General features: G+C 72.5%; 15 protein-coding genes. 13 read left to right on the forward strand and 2 right to left on the reverse strand.

The features are described 5' to 3' along the window. Positions 1-42 precede the first annotated feature (42 nt). From OG782_RS26950 to OG782_RS26965, 4 genes are read left to right on the forward strand one after another with little or no spacing between them, the layout of a single operon-like run. Complete coding sequence (locus tag OG782_RS26950; protein ID WP_406455192.1) at positions 43-1002, forward strand: ABC transporter permease; 960 nt, start codon at positions 43-45, stop codon at positions 1000-1002. After that, the gene (locus OG782_RS26955) at positions 999-1895 is read left to right on the forward strand and encodes an ABC transporter permease (RefSeq protein WP_406455193.1); all 897 of its coding nucleotides are present in this window, start codon (positions 999-1001) and stop codon (positions 1893-1895) included. Before OG782_RS26950 ends, OG782_RS26955 begins: the two co-directional genes overlap by 4 nt. Next, positions 1892-3601, forward strand: coding sequence for a dipeptide ABC transporter ATP-binding protein (locus tag OG782_RS26960; protein WP_406455195.1), 1710 nt, complete (start codon positions 1892-1894; stop codon positions 3599-3601). Before OG782_RS26955 ends, OG782_RS26960 begins: the two co-directional genes overlap by 4 nt. Next, positions 3598-4533 (forward strand): ROK family protein, encoded by a 936-nt coding sequence (locus tag OG782_RS26965; RefSeq protein ID WP_406455197.1) that lies wholly within the window; start codon positions 3598-3600, stop codon positions 4531-4533. Before OG782_RS26960 ends, OG782_RS26965 begins: the two co-directional genes overlap by 4 nt. A gap of 73 nt (positions 4534-4606) precedes the next feature. Here the strand turns inward: OG782_RS26965 and OG782_RS26970 are convergent, their stop codons facing one another. Continuing rightward, positions 4607-5836, reverse strand: a complete 1230-nt coding sequence (locus OG782_RS26970) for a glycoside hydrolase family 64 protein (protein ID WP_406455199.1) — start codon at positions 5834-5836, stop codon at positions 4607-4609. 484 nt (positions 5837-6320) lie between these two features. On the opposite strand from OG782_RS26970, the gene OG782_RS26975 reads away from it, so the two are divergent. The 9 genes from OG782_RS26975 to OG782_RS27015 all read left to right on the forward strand — a co-directional run bounded on the left by OG782_RS26975 (position 6321) and on the right by OG782_RS27015 (position 22190). After that, on the forward strand, positions 6321-10193 hold the full coding sequence (locus OG782_RS26975) for an endo-alpha-N-acetylgalactosaminidase family protein (protein WP_406455201.1): 3873 nt from the start codon (positions 6321-6323) through the stop codon (positions 10191-10193). A gap of 152 nt (positions 10194-10345) precedes the next feature. Then, entirely contained in the window at positions 10346-12670 is a 2325-nt protein-coding gene (locus OG782_RS26980; RefSeq protein ID WP_406459300.1) for a polysaccharide lyase 8 family protein, read from the forward strand. 67 nt (positions 12671-12737) lie between these two features. Then, entirely contained in the window at positions 12738-14129 is a 1392-nt protein-coding gene (locus OG782_RS26985) for a serine protease (protein WP_406455203.1), read from the forward strand. Next, positions 14126-16426: a tetratricopeptide repeat protein gene (locus tag OG782_RS26990; RefSeq protein ID WP_406455205.1), complete on the forward strand. Its 2301-nt coding sequence runs from the start codon at positions 14126-14128 to the stop codon at positions 16424-16426. The genes OG782_RS26985 and OG782_RS26990 overlap by 4 nt, the downstream gene beginning before the upstream one ends. 86 nt (positions 16427-16512) lie before the next feature. Then, positions 16513-17931 (forward strand): hypothetical protein, encoded by a 1419-nt coding sequence (locus tag OG782_RS26995; RefSeq protein ID WP_406455207.1) that lies wholly within the window; start codon positions 16513-16515, stop codon positions 17929-17931. Beyond that, positions 17931-18950, forward strand: a complete 1020-nt coding sequence (locus tag OG782_RS27000; RefSeq protein WP_406455209.1) for a hypothetical protein — start codon at positions 17931-17933, stop codon at positions 18948-18950. Before OG782_RS26995 ends, OG782_RS27000 begins: the two co-directional genes overlap by 1 nt. Continuing rightward, on the forward strand, positions 18947-20185 hold the full coding sequence (locus tag OG782_RS27005) for a carbohydrate ABC transporter substrate-binding protein (protein ID WP_406455211.1): 1239 nt from the start codon (positions 18947-18949) through the stop codon (positions 20183-20185). Before OG782_RS27000 ends, OG782_RS27005 begins: the two co-directional genes overlap by 4 nt. Positions 20186-20338: 153 nt before the next feature. Then, positions 20339-21922 (forward strand): acyl-CoA carboxylase subunit beta, encoded by a 1584-nt coding sequence (locus OG782_RS27010; protein WP_406455213.1) that lies wholly within the window; start codon positions 20339-20341, stop codon positions 21920-21922. A gap of 64 nt (positions 21923-21986) precedes the next feature. Further along, positions 21987-22190 (forward strand): acyl-CoA carboxylase subunit epsilon, encoded by a 204-nt coding sequence (locus tag OG782_RS27015; protein ID WP_406455215.1) that lies wholly within the window; start codon positions 21987-21989, stop codon positions 22188-22190. A gap of 43 nt (positions 22191-22233) precedes the next feature. Here OG782_RS27015 and OG782_RS27020 read toward each other — a convergent pair whose 3' ends face one another. Then, positions 22234-24387: an alpha-galactosidase gene (locus tag OG782_RS27020; RefSeq protein WP_406455217.1), complete on the reverse strand. Its 2154-nt coding sequence runs from the start codon at positions 24385-24387 to the stop codon at positions 22234-22236. Between the last annotated feature and the right edge of the window lie 30 nt (positions 24388-24417).

A 24417-nucleotide genomic window follows, 5' to 3' on the forward strand; every position in this document is an offset into this window, starting at 1 on the left:
GCCGACCATGCGCATCACTGAGCCGAAGCGACCGGAAAACACATGAGCACTTCCTCCTACCTGATCAGGCGGGTCCTCCAGGCCCTCGTGGTGATCGTCATCGTGACGATCGTGGTCTTCGGTCTGCTGCACGCCCTGCCCGGGGGTCCCGCACGCGGGATCCTCGGCCCGCAGGCCACCCCGCAGCAGATCACGTCCTTCAACCACGCACAGGGCCTCGACAAGCCGCTGCCCGTGCAGTACTTCTACTACCTGAACCAGCTGTTGCACGGTGACCTGGGGACCTCGTACACCCTCAACGAGCCGGTGTCCCAGCTCATCACCGAACGGCTGCCGAAGACCCTGGTGCTCACCGTCCTGTCGGCGATCGTCGGCCTGGTGCTGGCGATCCCGCTGGGCATGTGGCAGGCCATGCGGCGCAACAAGCCGGCGGACTACGTCATCACCACGCTGAGCTTCATCGCCTACTCCACACCCGTGTACTTCCTCGGGCTGGTTCTGGTTCTGGTGTTCAGCCAGATGCTGCCGTGGTTCCCCTCCCAGGCACCGCAGGGTGACACGCTCGCCCAGGTGATCTCCGATCCGCAGGCACTGGTCCTGCCGGTGGTCGCGGGCGCCGCCTCGATGATCGCGGTGTTCAGCCGCTACATGCGGGCGGCCACCCTGGAGAACCTCTCCGAGGACTACGTCAGGACGGCGCGGGCCGGCGGTTCCCGCTCCCGCGCCATCCTGTGGCGGCATGTGTTCCGCAACTCGCTGACGCCGGTGGTCGCCATGCTCGGGTACTACGTGCCGGTGCTGTTCGGCGGTGCGCTGGTGGTCGAGCAGCTCTTCAACTACCCCGGTATGGGCCTGCTGTTCTGGACCGCCGCCCAGTCCTCCGACTACCCGGTGCTCCTGGGCTGCGTGCTCGTCATCGCGGTCGCCACGGTGACCGGCACGCTCCTCGCCGACATCGTCCAGCGTGTCATCGACCCCCGAGTGAAGGCAGGCCGGGCATGAGCGCCGTCATCCAGCCGGGCCAGGTGCCCGCCACGGCCACCGCGGTCACGGCGTCGGGCTCCCGCCTCGCCGTCCGCCGCTTCCGGCGCAACCGGCTCGCCGTGGTCGGGCTCGGCGTCGTGGCCTTCTTCTTCCTGTTCTGCTTCGTCGGTCCGCTGGTGTACTCCACCGACCAGACCCACACGATGCTCGACCAGGTCAACCTCGCGCCCAGCGGCTCGCACTGGCTGGGCACCGATGCCGTCGGCCACGACGTACTGGGCCGGCTGATGTACGGCGGCAAGGTGTCGCTGATCGTCGGTCTCGCCGCAGGTGTCCTGGCCACCGTCATCGGCACCCTGTGGGGCGCCGTCGCCGGCTACGCGGGCGGCTGGGTCGACGCGGTCATGATGCGGGTCGTGGACGCGGGGATCGCCATCCCGGCGCTCTTCATCCTGCTGGTGGTCTCGGCGATCACCACCCTGGACCTGACGGGAATGATCGTCATCCTGGGCTTCGTCTCCTGGCTGGTGCCGTCACGGCTGATCAGGGCGGAGACGCTGAGCCTGAAGAACCGCGACTACGTGCTGACGCTCCGGGCGATCGGCGGGACACACGGCCGGGCGATCATCCGGCACATCCTGCCGAACTCGGTCTCGACCATCATCGTCGCGGCCACCTTCCAGATCGCCGACGCCATCCTGCTCATCGCCTACGTCTCCTACCTGGGCCTGGGCGTCCAGCCGCCGGCCACCGACTGGGGCGGCATGCTGTCGGCCGGTCTCACCGCCGCGTACTCCGGCTACTGGTGGCTCATCGTTCCGCCCGGCCTGGCCATCATCCTGGTGGTGTGGGCGTTCAACGCGATCGGGGACGGGCTCCGCGACGCATTCGACGTGAGGGGACGCGGATGACCGTCACCAAGAGCCCCGCCGCACCGCAGGCCGGGCCGATTCTCGAACTCGACGGCCTCGGAGTCGTCTTCACCACCGAGACCGGTGAGGTGCCGGCCGTCCGGGGTGTCTCCCTGCACGTCGAACCCGGTGAGACCCTCGCCCTCGTCGGCGAGTCGGGCTCCGGCAAGTCCACCATCGCGCTGGCCGCGATGGGCCTGCTCACCGGCAACGCCCGGGCCACCGGCAGCGCCGTCATCGCGGGCACCCAGGTGGTCGGCGCCCGCGAGAGCGACCTCGCGTCGCTGCGCGGCAGGACCGCCTCCATGGTGTTCCAGGAGCCGGCCACCGCGCTGGACCCGCTGACCCGGGTCGGCAGGCAGATCGCCGAGGTGATCCGCAATCACCGCGAGATCTCCGCCAAGGACGCCGCCGCCGAGGCCGTCGGGCTCCTGCGCAAGGTCGGCATACCCGAACCGGAGAAGCGGGCCACGGCCTACCCCTTCCAGCTCTCCGGCGGGCAGCGCCAGCGCGTGGTCATCGCGATGGCCATCGCCAACAACCCCGCCCTGCTGATCGCCGACGAGCCGACCACCGCGCTGGATGTCACGGTGCAGGCCGAGATCCTCGACCTGCTGCGCCGGCTCGCCGCCGAGACCGGCACCGGCGTCCTGCTGGTCACCCACAACATGGGCGTCGTCGCCGACTTCGCCGACCGTGTCGCCGTGATGTACCACGGCGAGATCGTGGAGACGGGACCGGTCGAGGACGTGCTCCTGCGGCCGTCCCACGACTACACCCGCCGTCTGCTGGCAGCCGTGCCCCGGCTGTCGGTGGCCGAGGCGGGCGCGGCGGCCCCGGTCGCCTCCGACGTGGACCAGGACACCGAGCCGGTGGCCGAACTCCGGGACATCTGTGTGGACTTCGGCCGCGGCAGGAACGCCGTGCGGGCTCTGGACGGTGTCTCCTTCGCCGTGCACGCCGGCCAGACCCTGGGGCTGGTGGGCGAGTCGGGTTCCGGGAAGTCCACCGCCTCCCGGGTGGCGCTCGGTCTGATCGCGCCGACTTCCGGCACGGTCTCCCTGTTCGGCACCGACCTGGGAAGCGTCCGCTCCCGGGCCCGCCGGTCCCTGCGGGCCGGCATCGGCGTGGTCCTCCAGGACCCGGTCGCGTCGCTGGACGCCCGGATGACGGTCGGCGAGTGCGTCGCCGAGCCGCTCAGGGTCCACCAGCGGGGCCTGACCGCCAAGGACCGCCGGAACAAGGTGGCCGCCATCCTCGACCGGGTCCGGCTGCCGCGCGACGCCGCCGACCGGGCACCCCGGGAGCTGTCCGGCGGGCAGCGCCAGCGGGTGAGCCTGGCCCGTGCGCTGGTCCTGGAGCCCCGGCTGCTGGTCGCCGACGAACCCACCAGCGCGCTCGACGTGAGCGTGCAGCAGGCCGTACTGGAAGTGATCTCCGAGCTCCAGGACGAGCTGGGCTTCGCCTGCCTCTTCGTCTCCCACGACCTGGCCGTCGTCCAGCACTTCGCGCAGCGCGTCGTGGTGCTGCGGGGCGGCCGGATCCAGGAGCAGGGCCCCACCGGGGCGACCCTCCTGCACCCGGAGACCGACTACACGCGCGGCCTGCTGGCCGCCGTACCGGTGCCGGACCCGGTGATCCAGCGCGGCCGCAGGGCCGAGCGCCTGGCCGCCGTCACGGCCGGCCGGACGGAGGTCCAGGCATGAACCCGTACGACCGCAGGCTCTTCGCCGGCGTGGACATCGGCGGCACCACCACGCAGGTGGTCCTGTGCGACGACGACCTGACCGTCCTCGACCGTGCCGGGACGGCGACCCCGGCGGCTCACGGCGGCCCGGCCATGATCGGCGCGGCCCTGGACGTGCTGGCCCCGCTGCTGGAGCGCACCCCGGGCCGGCTCGCCGGGTGCGGGGTCGGCGCCGCCGGCGTCGTGGACTCCGCCACCGGCCACATCCTGGTGGCCAGCGACTCCTTCACCGGCTGGGCCGGTTTCGGGGTGACGGAGGCCGTCGAGGAAGCGCTGGGAGTCCCGGCCTTCCTGGACAACGACGTCAACGCCTTCCTGTACGGGGAGACGTCGGGCGGCGCGGTCCGTGGGGAGGCGGACGTACTCGGGATCACCCTCGGCACCGGCGTCGGCGGCGCGTTGTGGAGCGGTGGCACGCTGTTCACCGGCCCGCACGGCGCGGCCGGCGAGATCGGTCACATTCCCGGCTTCGGCGATCTGCTCTGTTCGTGCGGCGGACGGGGGCATCTGGAGACCCTGGCCTCCGGCCGCTCCATCGGCGCCCGCTACGAGGAGCGCACCGGCCGGCGGCTGACCGCCCGCGAGGTCGCGGCGGCGGCGGAGCGTGGTGACGAGGACGCCCTCGCGGTGTACCGGGCCGCCGGCGCGGGCATCGCACGGGCGATCGTGATGACGGCGGGCGTCGTCGACATCACGACGGTGGTCGTGGGCGGCGGGGTCAGCCACGCCTGGCCGCTGCTGAGCCCGATCGTCCTCGCGGCGCTTGCCGCCGAACCGCCGGTGAGCGGTCACCCCGTCCGGCTGGTCAGGTCCGGCCTGGGCGCCGACGCCGTACCGGTCGGCGCGGCGGCCCGGGCACGGCGCGAACTCGGGGTGGGTTCCCCGGCCTGATACCTCCCCGCGACATGAGTGTGCCCCCGTCCTGGAATCCGCCGACGGGGGCACACGCATGTCCCGGACGGGGTCAGGAGCCGACGCTCACCGTGAACCGTCGCGGGTTGCCGTCGTTCGCGGCGCCCGACACGTCCGGCTCCCCGTCGGGGCGTACGTCGTCGTAGGGGAAGGCGTAGCCGATCGGGCTGTTGGCGTGCACGATCCGCGACCAGTGGTTGGTCACCGCGCCCCGGTAGTAGTCGGCCACTGTGGTGCCGTTGGGCTGGTCGGGGTGGCTGAGCATGATCGAGCGGTTGAAACCGGCCGCGAGCCGGGCCAGCAGGCCCTTCTTGTCGTCGGAGTCCGCCGGGTTGTTGGTGAACGGCCCGTGGTTGCAGGTGAAGATGTCCTTGGAGACGGGCTTGATGAAGGTGTGCCCGCCGTTGAAGGTCAGGGTGTCGCCGCTGACCCGCCCGGTGAAGACGCCCCGTCCGCCCTGGAGGTCGATCCGCAGATCGGTCGAGCGGTACTTCTCCCAGACCTCGTCGATCTGCGCGGTGAACAGGTCGCGGAACGGCATCTGGTCCGGGCGGTCGAAGAACGGTGCCATCAGGTTCTGCGGCGAGATCACCCGCAGCACGCCGCCGTCCGCGCCGCGCGTCACCAGCTTGTCCCAGGGCTGCCCGTCGGCTGCGGCCTGGGCGATGAGGCCGTCGGCGATCCGCTGTACGGCGCCGTCCGGGAGCGGGGCCACCGTGTGCGTGGTGTCGCCCTCCAGCTTCAGGCCTATCGGCAGCGCCGTCACCAGGTCGACGTAGCTGATGTTCGCGTACAGCTGCTGCGGATTGAAGGTGAACTCGCAGAACGACCAGGTGCGCCCGTAGTTCGCGTCCGTGGGCGTGGCGAAGGCCGGCTCGACCAGGGAGGGGCCCGGGTTGAGGTAGAAGTCCAGGGTGTCGTCGCGGACGAAGTAGACCCGGGCGCCGTACATCTGAGGCAGTGTCAGGACGACCGGCGCGCCGCCCGCCGCGTTGAGCGGGATGGCGCAGTCGACCGGCAGCGGGGTCTGCGGCGCGCCGGGGGAGTCCGGGTGGTAGACGCTGCCGTCGGCCCGCAGCAGCACCCAGCGGTCGGTGCCCTGCTCATGGCCGGTCACGTACGCGTTGACCCGGCCGGGCAGGGACTTGTTCTCCAGGGCCAGTTCGCAGGTCGCCGCGGCCGCCGACGCGCTCGGGCTGAGGGCGCTGCCCCAGAGGGGATAGGTGAGGGCGGTCGCGGAGGCGGCGGCGCCGCCGGTCAGGAACTTTCTGCGCGAAATCACGAGGGGACTCCTGAGACGTGGGGGGTGGGGGAATGGAGGTGGGGGTGAGGGGGTGTGGCGGTGAGGGAGTGGGGGTGGGGGGTGTGGGGGAGGAGGGGAAAGGGGGCTGTGGGCAGGGGGGAAGCCGGGGCCGCGGGCGGCAGGATCGGGCGGGGAGGCGGAACAGGCCCGTCCGCGGTGCGCACCACTCTCGCGAGGCACGGGGCGAGCGTCAAGACTTGTGACTGAGAGCGCTCTCAAAAATTTGGAGTCTTCACAACTCGACGCCTTGGACAGTCACTTGCCGGGGCCACGACCGTCTCCCGCAGATTCGGCGCGAGAAATCCCGTCCCCCGTGATCACAACCTGAATGCGAGGTCCGGGACGACCCGGGCGCGACCGCGGGGGACGTACTTGGACTTACGCAGGGAGGTTGTTGGACTGGAGAGGCCCTCGGGGCCGTCCCTCGTTGACGGTGTGCGGACAGGGCGACTACGCAGAGCACATGTCGCCAAGATTTACTTCGGTGGGCGCTGCCGCCGCCGCCTCAGCCGCCGTCCTGGCTCTGGTGGGGACCGCACTCCCCGCCTCAGCCGCCGCCCCCTCACCCGCCGCGGCCGAAACCGCCGTCCCGGCGGATGCCGCCGTCATCCGCTCGGCGCAGCTCGCCGTCGCCGTCGCCGACGACTTCCCGCGTGTCCTCACGTACACCGACCTGGCTTCCGGGGACCAGCTCTCGGGCAGCACCCGGCCGGTCACCGCCATCACGCTCAACGGCACCTCCCACCCCGTGCAGCTCAAGGCCGCCCCCGTCATCACGGCATCGGCCGCCCTCTACACGCTCGTCCTCACCGATCTGCCCGGCGTCGAGATCGACGCCTCGCTCTCCGTCTCCGGACGCGCCACCACGTTCAAGGTGACCGCCGTCCGCGACACCGAGGCGTTCCGGGTCGGCACGATCGACATCCCCGGCCACGACCTCGTCTCCGTCGCCAGCACCGACGCCGGGGCCGCCACCGCGTTCACGAAGCTCGACCCGGACTCGACGAGGACCGCCGACGTCTTCGCCAAGGTCACCGGTGACACCGCGGCCGACGCCGCGCCGGTCGGTGCCACGTACGCGATCGTCAACACCGGGTCACTGGCGGCCGCCGTCGAGTCCAACTCCTCGTACGACAAGCCCTCCGGCGCCACCGGCGGCGACGACGCCCGCTTCTGGCACCAGGCCCGCAAGGCCGACGACGGCTCCACCCGGGTCGGCGTCTGGTCCGGCCAGTGGACCTACCGAGGCGACGGCGCGCCGAAGCCGGAGAGCGGCGAGAACCTGCCCTGGGCGAAGGTCGTCGTCACCCCCGACGCCAACGGCGACAAGAGCGTCGACTGGCAGGACGGCGCCGTCGCCTTCCGCTCCATCGGCGTGGTCGCCCCGGGCAGCAAGGACACCCCGGACCGGGTCGTCACCCACATCCCGTTCAACTTCGCCAGCCAGGCCACCCACCCCTTCCTGCGCACGCTCGACGACGTCAAGCGGATCTCGCTGTCCACCGACGGCCTCGGCCAGCTCGCGCTGCTCAAGGGGTACGCCTCCGAGGGCCACGACTCCGCCCACCCCGACTACGGCGGCAACTACAACAAGCGCGCCGGCGGGCTGAAGGACCTCAACGAGCTCCTGAAGGACGGCAAGAAGTGGGGCGCCACCTTCGGCGTCCACGTCAACGCCACCGAGGCCTACCCGGAGGCGAAGGCCTTCGACGAGAAGCTCGTCGACAAGACGAAGCCCGGCTGGAACTGGCTCAACCAGAGCTACTACATCGACCAGCGCCGCGACATCAACAGCGGGGACCTCGCCAAGCGCTTCCAGCGGCTGCGGGACGAGACGGACAGCAACCTCAGCATGCTGTACATCGACGTCTACTACACGCACGGCTGGATCGCCGACAAGACCCTCCAGTCCCTCCAGACGCAGGGCTGGAACGTCTCCAGCGAATGGGCCGACAAGTTCGAGCGCGGCTCGCTCTGGTCGCACTGGGCCAATGACCTCGACTACGGCGGCGCCACCAACAAGGGCCTCAACTCGAAGATCATCCGGTTCATCCGCAATGACGAGAGGGACGTCTGGAACAACGACCCGGTCCTCGGCCAGACCGCCATCGACGAGTTCGAGGGCTGGACCGGCGAGACCGACTGGAACTCCTTCTCCGACAACATCTGGCAGCGCAACCTGCCCGCCAAGTACCTCCAGCACCAGAAGATCACCCGCTGGGACGGCAACGACGTCACCTTCACCGGCGGGGTGAGCGGCACGGTCGAGGACGGCAGGCGCACCTTCTACGACCACGGCCGCAAGGTGCTCAGCGGCACCGACTACCTGCTGCCGTGGGACGGCGGCAAGAAGCTGTACCACTACAGCAAGTCCGGCGGTACGAGCAGCTGGGCGGTGCCCTCCACGGGCACGTACTCCGTCTACAGGCTCACGGACAACGGCCGCGTCAAGACCGGCACGGTCCGGCCCGTCGACGGGAAGATCACGCTGACGGCCGAGGCCGGACAGCCGTACGTCCTCTACCCGGAGAAGGCGCCGAAGGCCGCCGACGTCCAGTGGGGCCAGGGCACCCTCGTCGACGACCCCGGCTTCAACGACAACGGGCTGAACGCCTGGTCGAAGACCGGCACCGCCGCCCGTGACACCGACAGCCAGGGCCGCAACAGCGCGAAGCTGTCCGGCACCGGCACGGCCGCGCTCTCCCAGAGCATCGGCGGACTGAAGCCCGGCGCGCGCTACACCGCGTCCGCCCTCATCGAGGTCCAGCCCGGCAAGTCCCGGCACACCACACTGTCGGCCGGCGGGAAGTCCGTCGCCGTGGACCGCTCCACCGCCCGGGACTACGTCGCCGCGTCCGACTGGCACGGCACGTACTTCCAGCGGGCGAAGGTGAACTTCACCGCCCCCGCCAACGGCCGCACCACCCTGCGCATCGAAGCCGCCAAGGGCAGCGCGGCGACCGTCCGCGCCGATGACGTGCGCATCGTCGCCAACGCCCCCGCCACCAAGCAGAACACCGTCGTCCACGAGGACTTCGAGGACGTCGACCAGGGCTGGGGACCCTTCCTCAAGGGCGACGCGGGCGGCTCCACCGACCCCCGCACCAGCGTCTCGCAGCTGCACGCCCCGTACACCCAGGCCGGCTGGAACGGGAAGCTGATCGACGACGTGCTCGGCGGCAAGGAGTCCCTCAAGGCCCACGAGGAGAACACCGGGATCGTCTACCGGACCGCTCCCTGGACCGTGCCGATGGCCGACGGCCACCGCTACAAGGTCGAGTACGACTACCAGTCCAGCCACGCCGGCGCCTACGAATGGGTCGACGGCTACGACCGGATCACCGCGGACGGTGAGCCCGACCCGGTCGAGACCCGGACCACCGCCATCGGCGCACAGCACACCACCGCTCACTTCACCGAGACCGTCACGGCGGGCTGCGGCGACACCTGGACCGGGCTGCGCAAGCGCGGCGACGCCCCCGACGGCGCCGACTTCGTCATCGACGGCTTCACCGTGACCGACCTCGGCGCGGCCCCCGCCGGTGAGCAGGCCGCCTGCGGCACGCTCGCCCTCGAACCGGCCGCCGAGACCCTGGAGCCGGGCACGGCCAACACCGTCGAGGCGAGCTTCACCAACTACGAGGCCACCGCGGCCACCGCGGTCTCGGTCGGCCTCACCCTTCCCGAGGGCTGGAAGGCCGAGCCCGCGGGCGCCGTCACCTTCGACTCGGTCGCGGCCGGCGCGAAGGTGACCGCGAGCTGGCAGGTCACCCCGCCGGTGGACGCCAAGTACCAGACGTACCCGCTGAGCTCCGAGGCCACGTACACGGTCGGCGGCGGGCAGCGGACGCTCGGTGCGCAGACCTCCGTACGGACCCTGCCGCCGCCGCCCACCACGGACAGCTGGGCCAGTGACCTGGACTGGACGGCCTCCGAGAACGGCTGGGGCCCGGTCGAGCGCGACCTTTCCAACGGCGAGACCGGCACCGGCGACGGCACCGCGCTGACCATCGGCGGCACCGTGTACGCCAAGGGTCTCGGCAGCCACGCACCGGCGAAGGTCCGCTACTACCTGGGCGGCAAGTGCACCTCGTTCACCGCCGAGGTGGGCGTGGACGACGTGCAGAAGAGCGCGGGCAGCGTGCAGTTCTCCGTGACGGCCGACGGCACGGAGAAGGTGAAGTCGCCGGTCCGCAAGGCCGCCGACACCGCCTGGTCGCTGACCGCGGACGTGACCGGCGCGAAGTACGTCGAGCTGATCGTCGGTGACGGCGGCGACGGCAACGGCAACGACCACGCCGACTGGGGCAGCGCCCGCTTCCACTGCGGAAGCTGAACGGCTCCATGAGCCAGGGGGGCGGGGCCGCAGTCGGCCCCGCCCCCTTCCCGTTCCCGCGCCCCCTTCCCGTACCCCCGGGCGCGTGCTAGACCAGCCACCGCCCGGCCCCTCTTCCCCCACTTGCACACCGGAGGTAGTCCGTGTCACTTCTGCCCGCCTGGTCCCGCCGCACCTTCCTCGCCACCGGCAGCGCCACCGCACTCGGTCTGGCGCTCGCCCCGGCGGCCCGTGCGGCACAGGACGAGTTCGAGACGCTCCGGCTGCGCTGGAACGACCTCTCCCTCGGCACCGGATACGACCCCGCCACCGAGCCCTACGCCTCCCGGCTCGCCGGCACCGGCGAACTCGCCGCCGGATTCCGCGCGACGATGGCCCCCGCCGCGGACTCCCTCTGGGCCGGGCACACCTTCGACCCGCCGTCAGGCATCACCTGGAGCTACGCCCGGCTGTGGACGATGACGCAGGCGTACGCCCAGCAGGGCACCGGCCACACCGGCGACGAAGGCCTCCTCGCCGACATCGTCCGGGGCCTCGACCACCTCTCCGCGACGGTCTACAACCCCACCACCACCCGGTACGGGAACTGGTGGGAATGGCAGATCGGCAGCCCGCGGCTGCTCATGGACATCGTCGCCGTCCTCCACCCCCACCTCGGCGAGGAGCGTGTGCAGGCCGCCTGCGCCGCCGTCGACCACTTCATCCCCGACACCATGCTCACCGACTACAGCGGCACCTCCACCGGCGCCAACCGGGTCGACCTGTGCCGCTCCGTCGCCCTGCGCGGCATCCTCGGCCGTGACGCGGCCAGGACGGCACTCGCGCGCGACGCCCTCTCGCCCGTCTTCCCGTACGTGACGAAGGGCGACGGCCTCTACGCCGACGGCTCGTTCGTCCAGCACACCTGGGTCGCCTACTCGGGCACGTACGGCCAGGTCATGCTCGACGGTCTCGGCCGGCTCTTCGCCCTGCTGGCCGGCTCCACCTGGGCGGTCACCGACCCCGGCCGGCAGATCATCCTCGACAGTGTGGAGCACGCCTACGCCCCGCTCGTCCACGACGGTCTGATGATGGACAGCGTCAACGGCCGTGCCATCAGCCGGGGACTCCTCAAGAGCGACGAGCTCCAGGTCATGCGCAGCGACCACTTCCACGGCCAGGGGCTGATCGCCGCCATCGCGCTGCTCGCCGGCGGCGCGTCCGCCGCCGAGCGCGACCGGTGGAACGGCATGGTCAAGGGCTGGATCGAACGCGACACCACCACCCCGGTCCTCACCGCCCCGCAGTTCGGCGTCGCCGACCTGTCCCGGCTGCACGCGGCCGCGGCCGCCCCCGTCCCGGCCGCGCCCGAACCCGTCGGGCACACCCTGTTCGCCGCGATGGACCGGGCCGTGCACCGCCGGCCCGGCTGGGTCGCGAACGTCGCCATGTCCTCGGAGCGGATCAGCGCGTACGAGTGCGGCAACGGCGAGAACCCGCGCGGCTGGCACACCGGGGCAGGAATGCTCTACTGGTGGCAGGGCCGGGAGGGCGGCGGCCAGTACACCGACTGGTTCTGGCCCACCGTCGACTGGTACCGGCTGCCCGGCACCACCGTCTCCACCAAGCGCCTCGCCGACCGGGCCGGCGGCGAATGGGGCGAACCCCGGCCGGCCGTGCAGTGGGCGGGCGGGGCGCACGACGGCGAGTTCGCGGCGGTCGGCCAGCACGTGAAGGGCCTCGGCTCCACCCTGGAGGCCCGCAAGTCCTGGTTCTGCGCGGCCGATACGGTCATCTGCCTCGGCGCCGGCATCACCGCCGCCGACGGGGTCCCCGTCGAGACGGTCGTCGACAACCGCAACCTCGGCCCGGACGACAGCCAGGCCCTCACCGTCGACGACCGCGAACGCCCCCGCTGGGCCCATCTGGAGGGACACGGCGGCTGGGTGCTGCCCGGCGGCGCCGCCCTGCACACCCTGCGCGAGGCCAGGACCGGCGCCTGGTCCGACATCAACACCACCAGCTCCGCCGAGCAGCGCACCCGGCACTGGCAGACCCTCTGGCTCGACCACGGCACCGACCCGGCCGACGCCACGTACCTCTACCTCCTGATGCCCGGCGCCTCCCGGCGCACCGTCGCCGCCCGCGCGGCCGACGGGGACTGGCTGACGCTGCTCGCCAACACCGCCGCCGTGCAAGGAGTGGTCGTGCGCTCCCTCGGGCTGACCGCCGCGAACTTCTGGCAGCCGGGTGCGGCGGGGCGGCTCTCCGCGACCGGGCCCGCCAGTGTGCTCGTACGGGAGAGCAGGGGCACCACGACGCTCCGGGTCAGCGGGCCCGACCGCAGCGGCACCCCGTTCGAGGTGGTCTGGGACCGGCCGGTGCGCGAGGTCGTCTCCGCGGACACCGGCATCGAGGTCCGCGCCACCGGCCGCCGGCTGGTACTGGGCGTGGACCCGGGCACGGCGGGCGCCACGCTGAGGTGCGACGTCCGGTAACCCATTGGGGCCCGAGTGTGCGCGGAGTCTGGGAACGATGACCGTCGCACGCGTACGCTCGGGCGCTATGGGGGAGTTGAGAGCGGACTGGCGGCTCCGGTTACGCCGCGGCGGTGCGGACGGGCCCGTGTGCGGGGCCGGGGTGCTGCTCACCCAGGACCGGATGCTGACCTGTGCGCACGTCGTCGGTGAACCGGACGCCCGGATGTGGGTGGAGTTCGCCGAGAACCCCGGCATCCCGGCGGTCGGCGCCCGGGTCGCCCCCGGCGGCTGGCTGCCGGGCCTGGACGGGTCCTCCCGCGAGGACGTCGCCGTACTCGCCCTGGACAGCCCCCGCCCCCAGGCGGCGCCCGCACCGCTGGGCCGGGAACCGGAGCGGGGGCGCGAGGTGTGGCTGGGCGGGTACTCCCAGGCCTTCGACGACGGGATGTGGCTCACCGGCCGGATCAGCGGCACGCACGGCCAGTGGGTGCAGATCGACGCGGGGGCCAACGCCGAGGTGGTGCGCCCCGGGTTCAGCGGCGCCGCCGTCCAGACACGGGACGAGGGCCCGCGCACCGAGCAGGTCGTCGGCCTGGTCGTCAGCTGGCGCGGCGATCTGGAGCTGGCGACGCCCGTCGAGAACGACCTGGCCTTCTCGTACATGATCCCCATCGCCCGGATCGCCGAACTCGTGCCCCTGGTCGCCGAACTGAGCGGCCCCGACGGCTGGGACCGGGGGCTCGACCGGCGGCTGCGGGACTGGTTCGCGGGCGGTGACGAGCCCGCCGTGCGCTTCGGTGTCGTCCGGCGCGGCACCGGCCGCGACCGCGCCCTGGAGCACCAGCTCCACCGCGCCCACCTCGTCCACCGGGGAGGCGCCACCCGGCCCCGGGACCTCGTCGACACCCTGGTGACACAGCTGCGGCCGCCGTCGTACCAGCGCCACACCTACCGCGACTGGCTGCTGGAGGGCGGCACCGCACCGGACCGCTCGGACGGCGGCAGGGCGCCCGGCACGGGCCCCGTGCTCGCCGTCATCGGCCTGGACGAGGACCCGGACCCGGCCTCTCTCGTACCGCTGCTGGCGCGCGTGCGGACCCTGGGATTCCGGCTGCTGATCGTGTTCCGCAGCGCCGCCGGCGAAGGACTGGCCGAGGTGGCCCGGCAGCTGCTGGTGCCTGCGGTCGAGGAGCAGGCCGAGGCGCTGGTGCGCCGGGTCGAGCACATCGAGCGGGAATGGTCCGGACTGCGCGGCATGGTCGACTCGGCCTCACTGGTCCCGCGGCCCGCGGTCGCCGCCGCCGCCCGCCGCCGCCGGCTGCGGGAACTGCGGTCGCTGGCCGACCCACAGGACCGGCTGGCCGAACTGAAAGAGCTGTTACGGGAGTTACGTGACGATCTCGACCGGCCGCGCGGACCCGGGCAGCCGGACCTGCCGGGCCAGCGCACCGCCCCGGGCCCGGGGGAGCGCCCATGAGGATCCCCTGTCCGCACCGCCGCTTCACCGGCGCCCCCTGCGGCGGGGCCGTCCAGTCCACGGGCTACTGCGACACCTGCGGCCGCGACGAGACAGCCCCCGGACTGCCGCCGCTGCCCGCCGCCCCCGAGGAGTACGGCCCCGCCGGACTTCTCGAACTGCCGCTGATGGACCCGGGCAGCCCGGCCGAGCGCCTCGGCGCCGCCGAACAGCCGGTGCGCATCGTGATGACATGCTCGGCCAAGGCCTGCGGGACCGCGTTCGTCCCCCCGCACACCGCCGCCCCGCCACCCGACGAGGGGCACTGCCCCCGGTGCGGAGCCCCGTACTCCTACCGCCCCGAGCTCACGAAGGACGGGCCCCCGCTCCAGGACCAGTACCGGATCCGCGGCCCCATCGCGCACGGCGGCCAGGGCTGGGTCTACCTGGCGGAGGACACCCACCTGGAGGACTTCGTCGCGGTCAAGGGACTCCTCAACCGCTACGCGGAACGCGGCGCCGCCCAGGCCGGTGAGGAGCGCCGCAGCCTGGTCGCCATCCGGCACGAACGCATCGTCCAGATCCGCGACTTCGTGTCCACCCGCAACACGGACGGCACCGTGTCCGGCGGCTACATCGTCATGGAGGACGTCGGCGACCGGACCCTTTCGGCCGTCGTCGAATCGACCCGGCAGGGCGCCTTCGTCCTCGACATCGAGCACGTCATCACGTACGGCTGCCAGATCCTGGAGGCCCTCGCCCATCTGCACGGCATGGGCTTCCTGTACGGCGACATGAAACCGTCCAACGTCATCCACCACCTCGACGGCATCAAGGTCATCGACCTCGGCGGGGTCCGCAAGGCCGGGGCCACCGACCCGTCGCCCGTGATCACCCCGTGGTTCGCCGCCCCCGAGATGGACGGCACCAAACCCCTCACGGTCGCCCACGACGTGCACACGGTCGGCGTCACCCTGGCCGAGCTCGCCGGCTGGGCGGTCGGCGACGACGTGCCGGGCCTGGGCATCAGCTCGTTCCGTCTGGTGGTCGAGCGGGCCACGGCCCACGACCCGGAGCGCCGGTTCGCCTCCGCCGAGGACATGGCCGGGCAACTGCGCGGTGTGCTGCGCGAGATCCGGGCCCTGCGCGGCAAGCGCGACCAGCCCGAACCGTCCGCCTACTTCACCCCGTCCACCGAACTGCTCGGCGCCCGCCTGGGATCGGTGCCCGACTACGCGCACTGGCTGCACCGCCCGCTCTACGGCCGCGGGGAGACGCCCCAGGCACCCGCGCTCGACCCGGGCCGGCCCACCGCGACCGAGATCGCCCGCCGCCTGCCGGTGCCGCGGCCCTACCCGGGGGACCCGCAGGCCGCCCGGTTCGGGGTCAGCAGCTACGACCCGGGGCAGCCGCTCGCCCAGCCCGCCGAGGGGGAGCGGTCGGTGGAGATCTGCCTGCACAACGCCCGGCTGCTGCTCGGACAGGAGGGCCGCGGACCACTGGAGGCGGCCCGGGAACAGGTGGCGGCCGCCGCCGCCATACCGGGACCCGGGCCGGTCCGGCAGTGGCGGCTCAGCTGGCACCGGGGGCTCGTCGCGCTGCGCAGCGCCGATGTGATCGAGGACGACCGGGAGCCGATGCTCGAAGCAGCCCTCGAGCACTTCTCCGCCGTGCACCGGGCACTGCCCGGCGAGTACGCGGCCAAGCTCGCGCTCGCGTACTGCGTTGAGCAGCTCGGCCCGGACCGCCGGCCCGCGTCCGGCCCCTCCGCGTACGAACTCCTGCGGGCCGTGCACGCCCGCAACCCCTCGCACGTCGGCGCGGCACTGGGGCTGGCCAGGCTCGCCCTGGCACGCGGCGACCGCGCCGCCGCGATCGACGTCCTCGACCTGGTGCCCGACGAGTCGCGGGACCACACCGTCGCCCGCATCGCCGCGCTGCGCATCCGGGCGGCGCGGCTCGCGGCAGGGGAGCGGCCGCTGCCCGAGGAGGCCGCGATCGACGCCTGCCTCGCCGTGCTCGCCCCGGGGCCGGGCTCGCCCGCCCCGGTGGTCGCCGGCGACGAACCCGCCTGGCTGCTGCGGACCGAACTGTACGAGTGGAAGCTCGATGCCGTACGGGCGGCGGCCGGCGGGCCTGCGCGGCGCGGCGGATGGCTGCGGATCGGGCTGCCGCCCCCGCCCGTGCCCGGTGAGCGGGCCGTGCGGGTGGAGCTGGAACAGTGCTACCGGTGGCTGGCCCGGCAGCGGCAGAGACCGGCCGAGTACGAGCGGCTGATCGACCTCTCCCACGCGGTCCGCCCGCAGACCCGCTTCTGAACCGGCCTTCGGCCGGCCTCTGACCGAGGAGACCGGGGCCGGGTCCCACCCGCACCCCCGCTCCGTAACCGCTGGAGGCAAGTCCCATGGGCGCTACCGCCCCGTCGTCCGGGCTGGAGTTCAAGGTGTCCGTCGACGTCCGGCGTGATCAGCAGCCCCATCACGACGCCCGGATCGACGCGCACCTGCGGGTCAGGGCCATCGGCATCGGACCCCGCGACGAGGTACCCGCCGTCGAACTCGCCGTCGTCATCGCACTGGACGTCGCCGCGGCGCACCGGGAGACCGCGGCGGCGGCCCTCGCCACCGCGCTGCGCGCCCTGCCCGACGGGATCTCCTTCGCCGTCCTGGGCGGCGCCGACGCGGGCGGGGAGCCGACCCGCTGCTACCCGCTGCGCGGACGCTGGGCGCTGGCCGACACCATGGAGAAGCGCCGGGCCGCGTTCAGCGCGGGCCGGATCGCCCCGGCCGCGGACGACCGGCCGCCGCCCGGCTATCCGGCCTGGCTGGCCGCCGCCCGCGCACTCTTCGCACAACGCCCGCTGCCGCTGCGCCACCTGCTGCTGGTCACCGACGGCAGCGGCCACGACCCGGCGGACGACACCGATACGGACAGCGGCGCGCTGCGGACGGAACTCGCCGTCTGCGCGGGCGCGTTCACCGCGGACGTGATCGCGGTCGGCGCGGACTGGGACCCCGCGCCCCTGCTCGCCGTCGCCGAGACCCTGCACGGCTCCGCCGAGCACGCCCCCGACCGCTTCGGCCCCGCCGTCACCGAGGCGCTGCGGCGCCTGCGCCGGGTCCGCAGCCCCGAACTGCCCGTCGTGGTGACCGCCCGCCCGGCCGTGAGCGCTGTCGAACTGACCGAGACCGCACCCCGCCAGCAACGGCTCGCCCCCGAACCGCGCCCGCAGGAGCCGCACCGGATCGGCTTCCCCACCCACCAGTGGGAACCGGGCACCCGGGACTACCTCCTCACCCTCCACGTCGACGCGAGCACCGACCCGCTCGGCGTGCTGCTGCAACTGGCCACCGTCTCCGTCGGCGACACCACCGCCCCGCTGCTGACGCGCTGGCTGCCGCCCGGCGTCGCCGTGGGCGCGGGGGCGACCGGCGACGGGGGCGGCACGCTCCAGGCGATGAACGCCGCCACCCAGATGCGCACCGCTCTCAACCGCGGCTACGGCGCCCTCGACCCGATGAGCCGGGCCGAGGCCGAGCAGCAGTTCGGCCTCGCGGTCAGGCTGGCCACCGAGATCGGCGCCGTCTGGGTCCTGGAGGACGTCCGCAAGGTGGCCGACATCGTCGACGGTCCCCGGGGACTGGTCCGGGTCGGCCCGACCGTCGACCGAGGCACCGTGCGCCGGGGCCGGCTGCACATCGCATCGGGCCATCTGCTCGAACTGCCCGGGCAGGCCACCGGAAAGCCGGTGGCCTGCCCGCACTGCCGCCATCTCGCCGGACCGCACGCCCGGTTCTGCATCGCCTGCGGGAGGAGCCTGTGATGACCCGGCCGACCCGAGGGATGAGCTCGTTGCGGAGCCGTCGGCCGAGCGGCTCACGCACCAGGCGCCTGCTCGAACTGCACCTGGCCGTCATGGTGGTGACCGCGCTCGTCTCGATGACCGCCCTGGTCGTCTCCTACCGGGAGGTGCAGAACGCCGCGGGGGAGATGCGCACCCGCGCCGCACCCGCCGTCCAGGGGGCCGCCGCCACCCAGCTGGCGCTGCTGCAAGCCCACGACGAGGCCCGGAAGTCGGTGCGCGCCGGCATCGACAAGGTGGTCGGCCCCGGCGCCCGCTACGAGAACCAGCTGTCCGCCGCCGGACAGGGCCTCTCCCGGCTCTCCGACGTTCAGATCGACGGGGTACGCGGCAGGGGCGTGCTCGAGACGGTCACCGGCGTGCTGACCTCGTACAGCAGCTCCATCACCCCGGGGGCGGTCAAGTACGTGGACGACGACCTGATGCAGCGGCAGAAGATGCAGGAGGCCTACCGTCTCCTCAGCCGGCCCGGCACCGGAGTCGTCCCGCGTCTGGATGTCCTCCAGGGACACCAGATGCAGCGGATGAGCCGGATCAGCTCCATGGGCACGCTCCAGCGCACCGGCTGGGCCGTCGCCGAACTGGGCCTGCTGCTCATGGCCCTGACCACGCTCAGCGCGCTGTGGGTGCTGCGCCGCCGATGCGGACGCAGCCTCGACCCGTGGCTGCTGCTGTCGCTGCTGGCGACCGTCGCCCTGGCCGTCGTCCCGTTGTGGGCGACCACCGCCACCCAGGAACGTCTCGACACCGCACGCGGCCGGCTCGTCGAGATCGAGAGGCGCGCCCATGCCCACACCGACCTGGCCGACGACCAGCGGTACGTCACGGTCAACTCCGCCGACCTGCGCGGCCGGCTGGCGGCCCAGAGCTGGCAGAGCTGGACCTACTACGGGGCACTGGGCGGCGGCGCGCTGATCGTCCTGCTGCCGGTCGCCGGCATCAGCCGCCGGCTCAACGCCGACTACTGGAGGGCCGAATGATCTGGCCGCCCCGCCCACTCCTGCTCGTACTCGGGCTGCTCCTGACCGCGGCCGGCTGCGGACTCGCGGCCCCCGGCGGCAGCGACGCCGAACCGAGGGTGACGATCCTCGGCCCGTGGACCGACGGCCAGGAGCAGCGGTTCAAGGACGTCCTGGACGGGTTCGGGATTCCGTACACCTACCAGGGCACCGCCGCCACCCGCGAGGTACTGCTCGCGGAGGTCCAGGCGGGCAATCCGCCGGACATCGCGATCCTGCCGGGCGTCGGCGAGCTCGTCGAGTACGCGGCCGACAAGCGCCTGCGCTCACTGAAGGGGCTGTACGAGTCCGAGGAGTACGGCAATCCCTGGCAGCCCGGGGCCAAGGACATAGCGGACGATCTGTGGGTCCCGCTCAAGGCCGACCTCAAGTCCATCGTCTGGTACCGCAAGGGCGAGGCTCCGCAGCCCCGCCCCGCGCCGCTGGGCGCGTGGTGCATGGGCATGGCCGACGACGGCTCGTCCGGCTGGCCCGGCAGCGACTGGATCGAGGACCTGATCCTTCAGCGCGCCGGCCCGGTGCTGTACGCGCGCTGGGCGACCGGCGACCTGGACTGGACCGCGGACCCGGTGGCCGAGGCCTGGACCACCTGGGCCGGCCTGCTCGCCCAGGACCCGGAGGCGGCGGAACGTGCGCTGCTGGCCGACCACCGGGGGCCGTACGGGGGGCACGGGCTGCTCTTCGGCGGCGGCTGTGCACTCGAACACCAGGGGTCCTTCGCGCGCGCCTTCTACGGGGACGACGGGGAGAAGGCGGCCTTCACCGATTCGTCGCGGCTGCTGCCCGGGGGCCCGTATACGGTGAAGGCCCACGAGGTCTCGGCCGACTTCGCCGCGCTCTTCGGCCGGGGCAGCGCGGCCCGCGAGCTGATCCGCCACCTCGCCTCGCGCGAGGGCCAGGAGGACTGGGGACGCAAGGGCGGGGTGTTCTCCCCGAACGCGGGGGTCCCGGCCAAGCCGGGGGCGGTCGACAAGGAGATCAGCAGACGCTTCACGGACCAGCGGGTGCCGCTGTGCCTGGACGCGTCCGATGTCATGCCGGCCGCGGTGCGGGACGCGTTCTACGAAGCGGTACTGCTGACGGTCGCGCATCCGGGGGACCCGGTACGAGGCCGCCTGGAGGGCATCCAGAAGGTCCAGGACGCCCAGCCCGACAACATCCCCCGGCTGACCGGAGTGTGCGGCAGACCACAGTGAACCCTTGTGGAACTCCCACAAACGACGACGGGTACGGGCTGGTACTTCGCCTGCATGGCCCAGCGCTTCTGTCAGGCTCCACCAGTAAACCGGGCAGGAGACTGTGCGGAGTCGACGGCAGGATTTTCTTGTCCGGCTTCGTAGGGTCGATACATGACCGTTGTGGACGAAACCCAGGGCGAGCCGAGCGACACCCGTGGCCGTGTGGCCGAACTGCTGGCACTGCGCGAGCAGGCCCGGCGCGGCCCCAGTGACCGGGCGACCGAGGCGCAGCACGCCAAGGGCAAGCTGACGGCGCGTGAGCGCATCGAGCTGCTCCTGGACCCGGGATCGTTCAAGGAGGTCGAGCAGCTGCGCCGGCACCGGGCGACCGGGTTCGGCCTGGAGGAGAAGAAGCCGTACACCGACGGTGTCATCACCGGCTGGGGCACGGTCGAGGGCCGTACGGTCTTCGTCTACGCGCACGACTTCCGGATCTTCGGCGGCGCTCTGGGTGAGGCCCACGCCACCAAGATCCACAAGATCATGGACATGGCCATCTCGGCCGGTGCCCCGCTGGTGTCGCTGAACGACGGCGCCGGCGCCCGTATCCAGGAGGGCGTGTCCGCGCTCGCCGGCTACGGCGGAATCTTCCAGCGCAACACCAAGGCCTCCGGTGTCATCCCGCAGATCAGCGTGATGCTCGGCCCGTGCGCGGGCGGCGCGGCCTACAGCCCCGCCCTCACCGACTTCGTCTTCATGGTCCGTGAGACCTCGCAGATGTTCATCACCGGACCGGACGTCGTGAAGGCGGTCACCGGTGAGGAGATCACCCAGAACGGCCTCGGCGGCGCCGATGTGCACGCCGAGACCTCGGGCGTCGCGCACTTCGCGTACGACGACGAGGAGACCTGCATCGCCGAGGTCCGCTACCTGATCGGGATGCTCCCCTCCAACAACCGGGAGAACCCGCCCACGGTCGCGAGCGACGACCCGGCCGACCGGCGCGGCGACGTCCTGCTGGACCTGGTTCCGGCCGACGGCAACCGCCCGTACGACATGCACAAGGTCATCGAGGAGCTCGTCGACGAAGGCGACTACCTCGAGATCCACGAGCGCTGGGCCCGCAACATCATCTGCGCCCTGGCCCGCCTGGACGGCTCGGTCGTCGGCATCGTCGCCAACCAGCCGCAGGCGCTGGCCGGTGTCCTGGACATCGAGGCATCCGAGAAGGCCGCCCGGTTCGTCCAGATGTGTGATGCATTCAACATCCCGATCGTCACCCTTTTGGACGTACCCGGCTTCCTGCCCGGCGTCGATCAGGAGCACGGTGGAATCATCCGGCACGGCGCGAAGCTGCTGTACGCCTACTGCAACGCGACGGTGCCGAGGATCTCGCTGATCCTGCGCAAGGCCTACGGCGGGGCGTACATCGTCATGGACAGCCAGTCCATCGGCGCCGACCTCACCTACGCCTGGCCCACCAACGAGATCGCGGTGATGGGCGCCGAAGGTGCCGCCAACGTCATCTTCCGCCGGCAGATCGCCGACGCCGAGGACCCCGAGGCCATGCGCACCCGCATGGTCAAGGAGTACAAGGCCGAACTGATGCACCCGTACTACGCGGCCGAGCGCGGCCTGGTCGACGACGTCATCGACCCTGCCGAGACCCGCGAGGTCCTGATCTCCTCGCTCGCGATGCTCCGCACCAAGCACGCCGACCTGCCGGCCCGCAAGCACGGCAACCCCCCGCAGTAGTCCGCGGCCCCGCAGTAACCCTGCAAGCCCCGCGAAGACCTGCCGAGAAGACGGAGAGACATTCATGAGTACTGCCGCCGAGTCCGTGCTGCGCGTCGAGAAGGGTCTTGCCGACCCCGAGGAGCTGGCCGCCATAACCGCGGTCCTGCTCGCCCGCGCGGCCGCCCAGCCCGCCGACGCCCCCGCCCACCGGGGCCGCAACGCGGCCGGCTGGCGCCGGCTGGAGCGCACCCCCGGCTTCCGCGCCCCCCACAGCTGGCAGGGCTGACCTCCGGGGCCGGCCCGGGCGCCTCGCGCCCGCGCCGGCCGGATCAGACGGCGCGCAGGTGCACCAGCGCCGCGCTCTGAGGTGCCCGCGCCGGACCCGGCAGCCCCAGCGCTCCCAGCGCCGCGCCGGAGGCCTGGACGCCCGTGACCTCCCAGGCCACCGACGGGTCGGCCGGCGCGACGAGCGAGGCGCGGTAGGCCAGGTCCGGGTCGAGTCCCGGAATGCGCAGCCGGGGCGGCACGGGCACGGTCTCGTCGAGCTGGGCATAGGAGAACAGCGCCTGGGACCGGTCCGGGGCGACCACTCCGTGCGCGAGCAGACCGTCGGGCAGCGCGACACGCGTCAGCCGCCCCGTGTGCAGGAGCGCACGGTGGCGCTTGTAGAGGCCTATCCAGCACGCGAGACGGTCCAGCTCCCCGGCCGGCACCTTCGTGAGGTCCCACTGGACGCCGAACTGGCCGAAGAAGGCCGTGGCCGCGCGGAGGTCCAGGCTGCTGGCCCGGCCGGTCTGGTGGGAGACCGGCGCGGCGACATGAGCGCCGAGGTACTCCAGCGGGGCGAGCTGGGCACTCCAGTGCTGGATCGGCTGGCGGGACAGCGGATCGGTGACGTCGGAGGCCCAGACGCTCTGGACCCGTTCGAGTACATCCAGATCGATCCTGCCGCCTCCCGAGGCACAGCTCTCCCACGAGATGCCGGGATGGCGGCGGGCCAGCTCGTCGAGGAGCTCGCGGAAGGCGAGGGTCTGGCGCCGTGACGCGGGCCGGCCGGAGCCGCGCGACTCGCCGCCGTCGATCTGGTCGCGGTTGTGGTCCCACTTGACGAAGTCGATCCGGTGCGCCGCCGCCAGCCGGCCGAAGGCGTCGAGCAGATGGTTCCGTACGTCCTCCCGGCCGAGATCGAGCAGGTGGCAGTTGCGTTCCAGCACCGGCGTCCGGTCGCCCGTGCGCAGGATCCAGTCGGGATGGTCGCGATGGACCGCGGAGTCCGGGTTGACGGCCTCCGGCTCCCACCAGAGCCCGAACTCCATCCCCTTCTCGTGCACCCGGTCCACCAGCGGTGCCAGCCCGTGCGGCCACACCTGAGGGTCCGGGGTCCAGTCGCCCAGGCCGTCGTCGAGGGAGACGCGGCCCGCGAACCACCCGTCGTCGAGCACGAAACGCTCGGCGCCCAGTCCGGCCGCGATGTCGGCCAGCGCGGTCAGCCTCTCCAGGTCGTGGTCGAGGTAGACCGCCTCCCACGGGTTGAACATGACGGGTGCCGGCGAGGACGGATGGGCCGCGAGCGACCGGACGTACTGATGGGTCGCGTCCGCCAGCCCGTCGAGGCCGCGCGCGGACGCGGTCACATGCACCCAGGGAGTCTCGTACGTCTCGCCCTCGGCGAGCACCAGTTCGCCCGGGTGCAGCAGCTCGCCGGCCCGGACGACGGCGGTGCCGGAGCTGAGCCGCTCGACCGTGTACCGGTGGTTGCCGCTCCAGGCGAGGTGGACACCGAGCACCTCACCCTCGCCGTATCCGAAGCCGGGGGTGCCGACCACGACCAGGCCGGTGCCGTCCAGGACACGCATGCCGCGGCGGTGCTCCCGGACCCACTGACCGTCCGCCAGGGCGCGGCGCTGGGGCTGCCGCTCGCGGGCCCAGCGCCCGGTGAAGTCGAGGATCTCGCCCGCGCCGGCCGGAACGGGGACGACCACATCGAGCGCGTCGACCACGTAGGGGCCGGTACCGGTGTTGGTCAGCAGGTGCCGGAGGCGCAGCCCTCCCCCCGGGACGGCTTCGGCCTCGAAGCGCAGTGCGAGTCCCGCGGCCCCGTCGGTGGCCCGGACGACGAGTGAGCCGTCGTCACACCGCACCGAGCCGGGGCCGAACGCGGTGGACCAGTCGCTCCCGGGGCCTTCGGGGCCGACCCGGTGGCCGAGCAGCGCGGGCCGTCCGAGGTAGCCGCGCGCGTGCTCCGGGAGCACGCTGACGGGCGAGCCGGTCAGCCAGGAGTTCCAGGCCGTGGTCTCGACCGAGGCCGGGACCGTCAGGGACCGGACGTCCGCCGCCGCCAGGGGAACCCCCACCCACCCGATGTCGGGCAGGCCGTCCGCTCTCGGCAGCAGGACCATCGTCGTGGTCTCGGTCCCGCCGCGTCCGGAGAGGGACACGGGGGCGGTGGGCGCGGGCACGGCAACGCGTCCGGGCTCGATCATTCGGTGACTCCTGGTGCGGTGAGAGGAAGG

Origin of the sequence: Streptomyces sp. NBC_00876, assembly GCF_045207435.1 — a bacterium.
Lineage (GTDB): Bacteria > Actinomycetota > Actinomycetes > Streptomycetales > Streptomycetaceae > Streptomyces.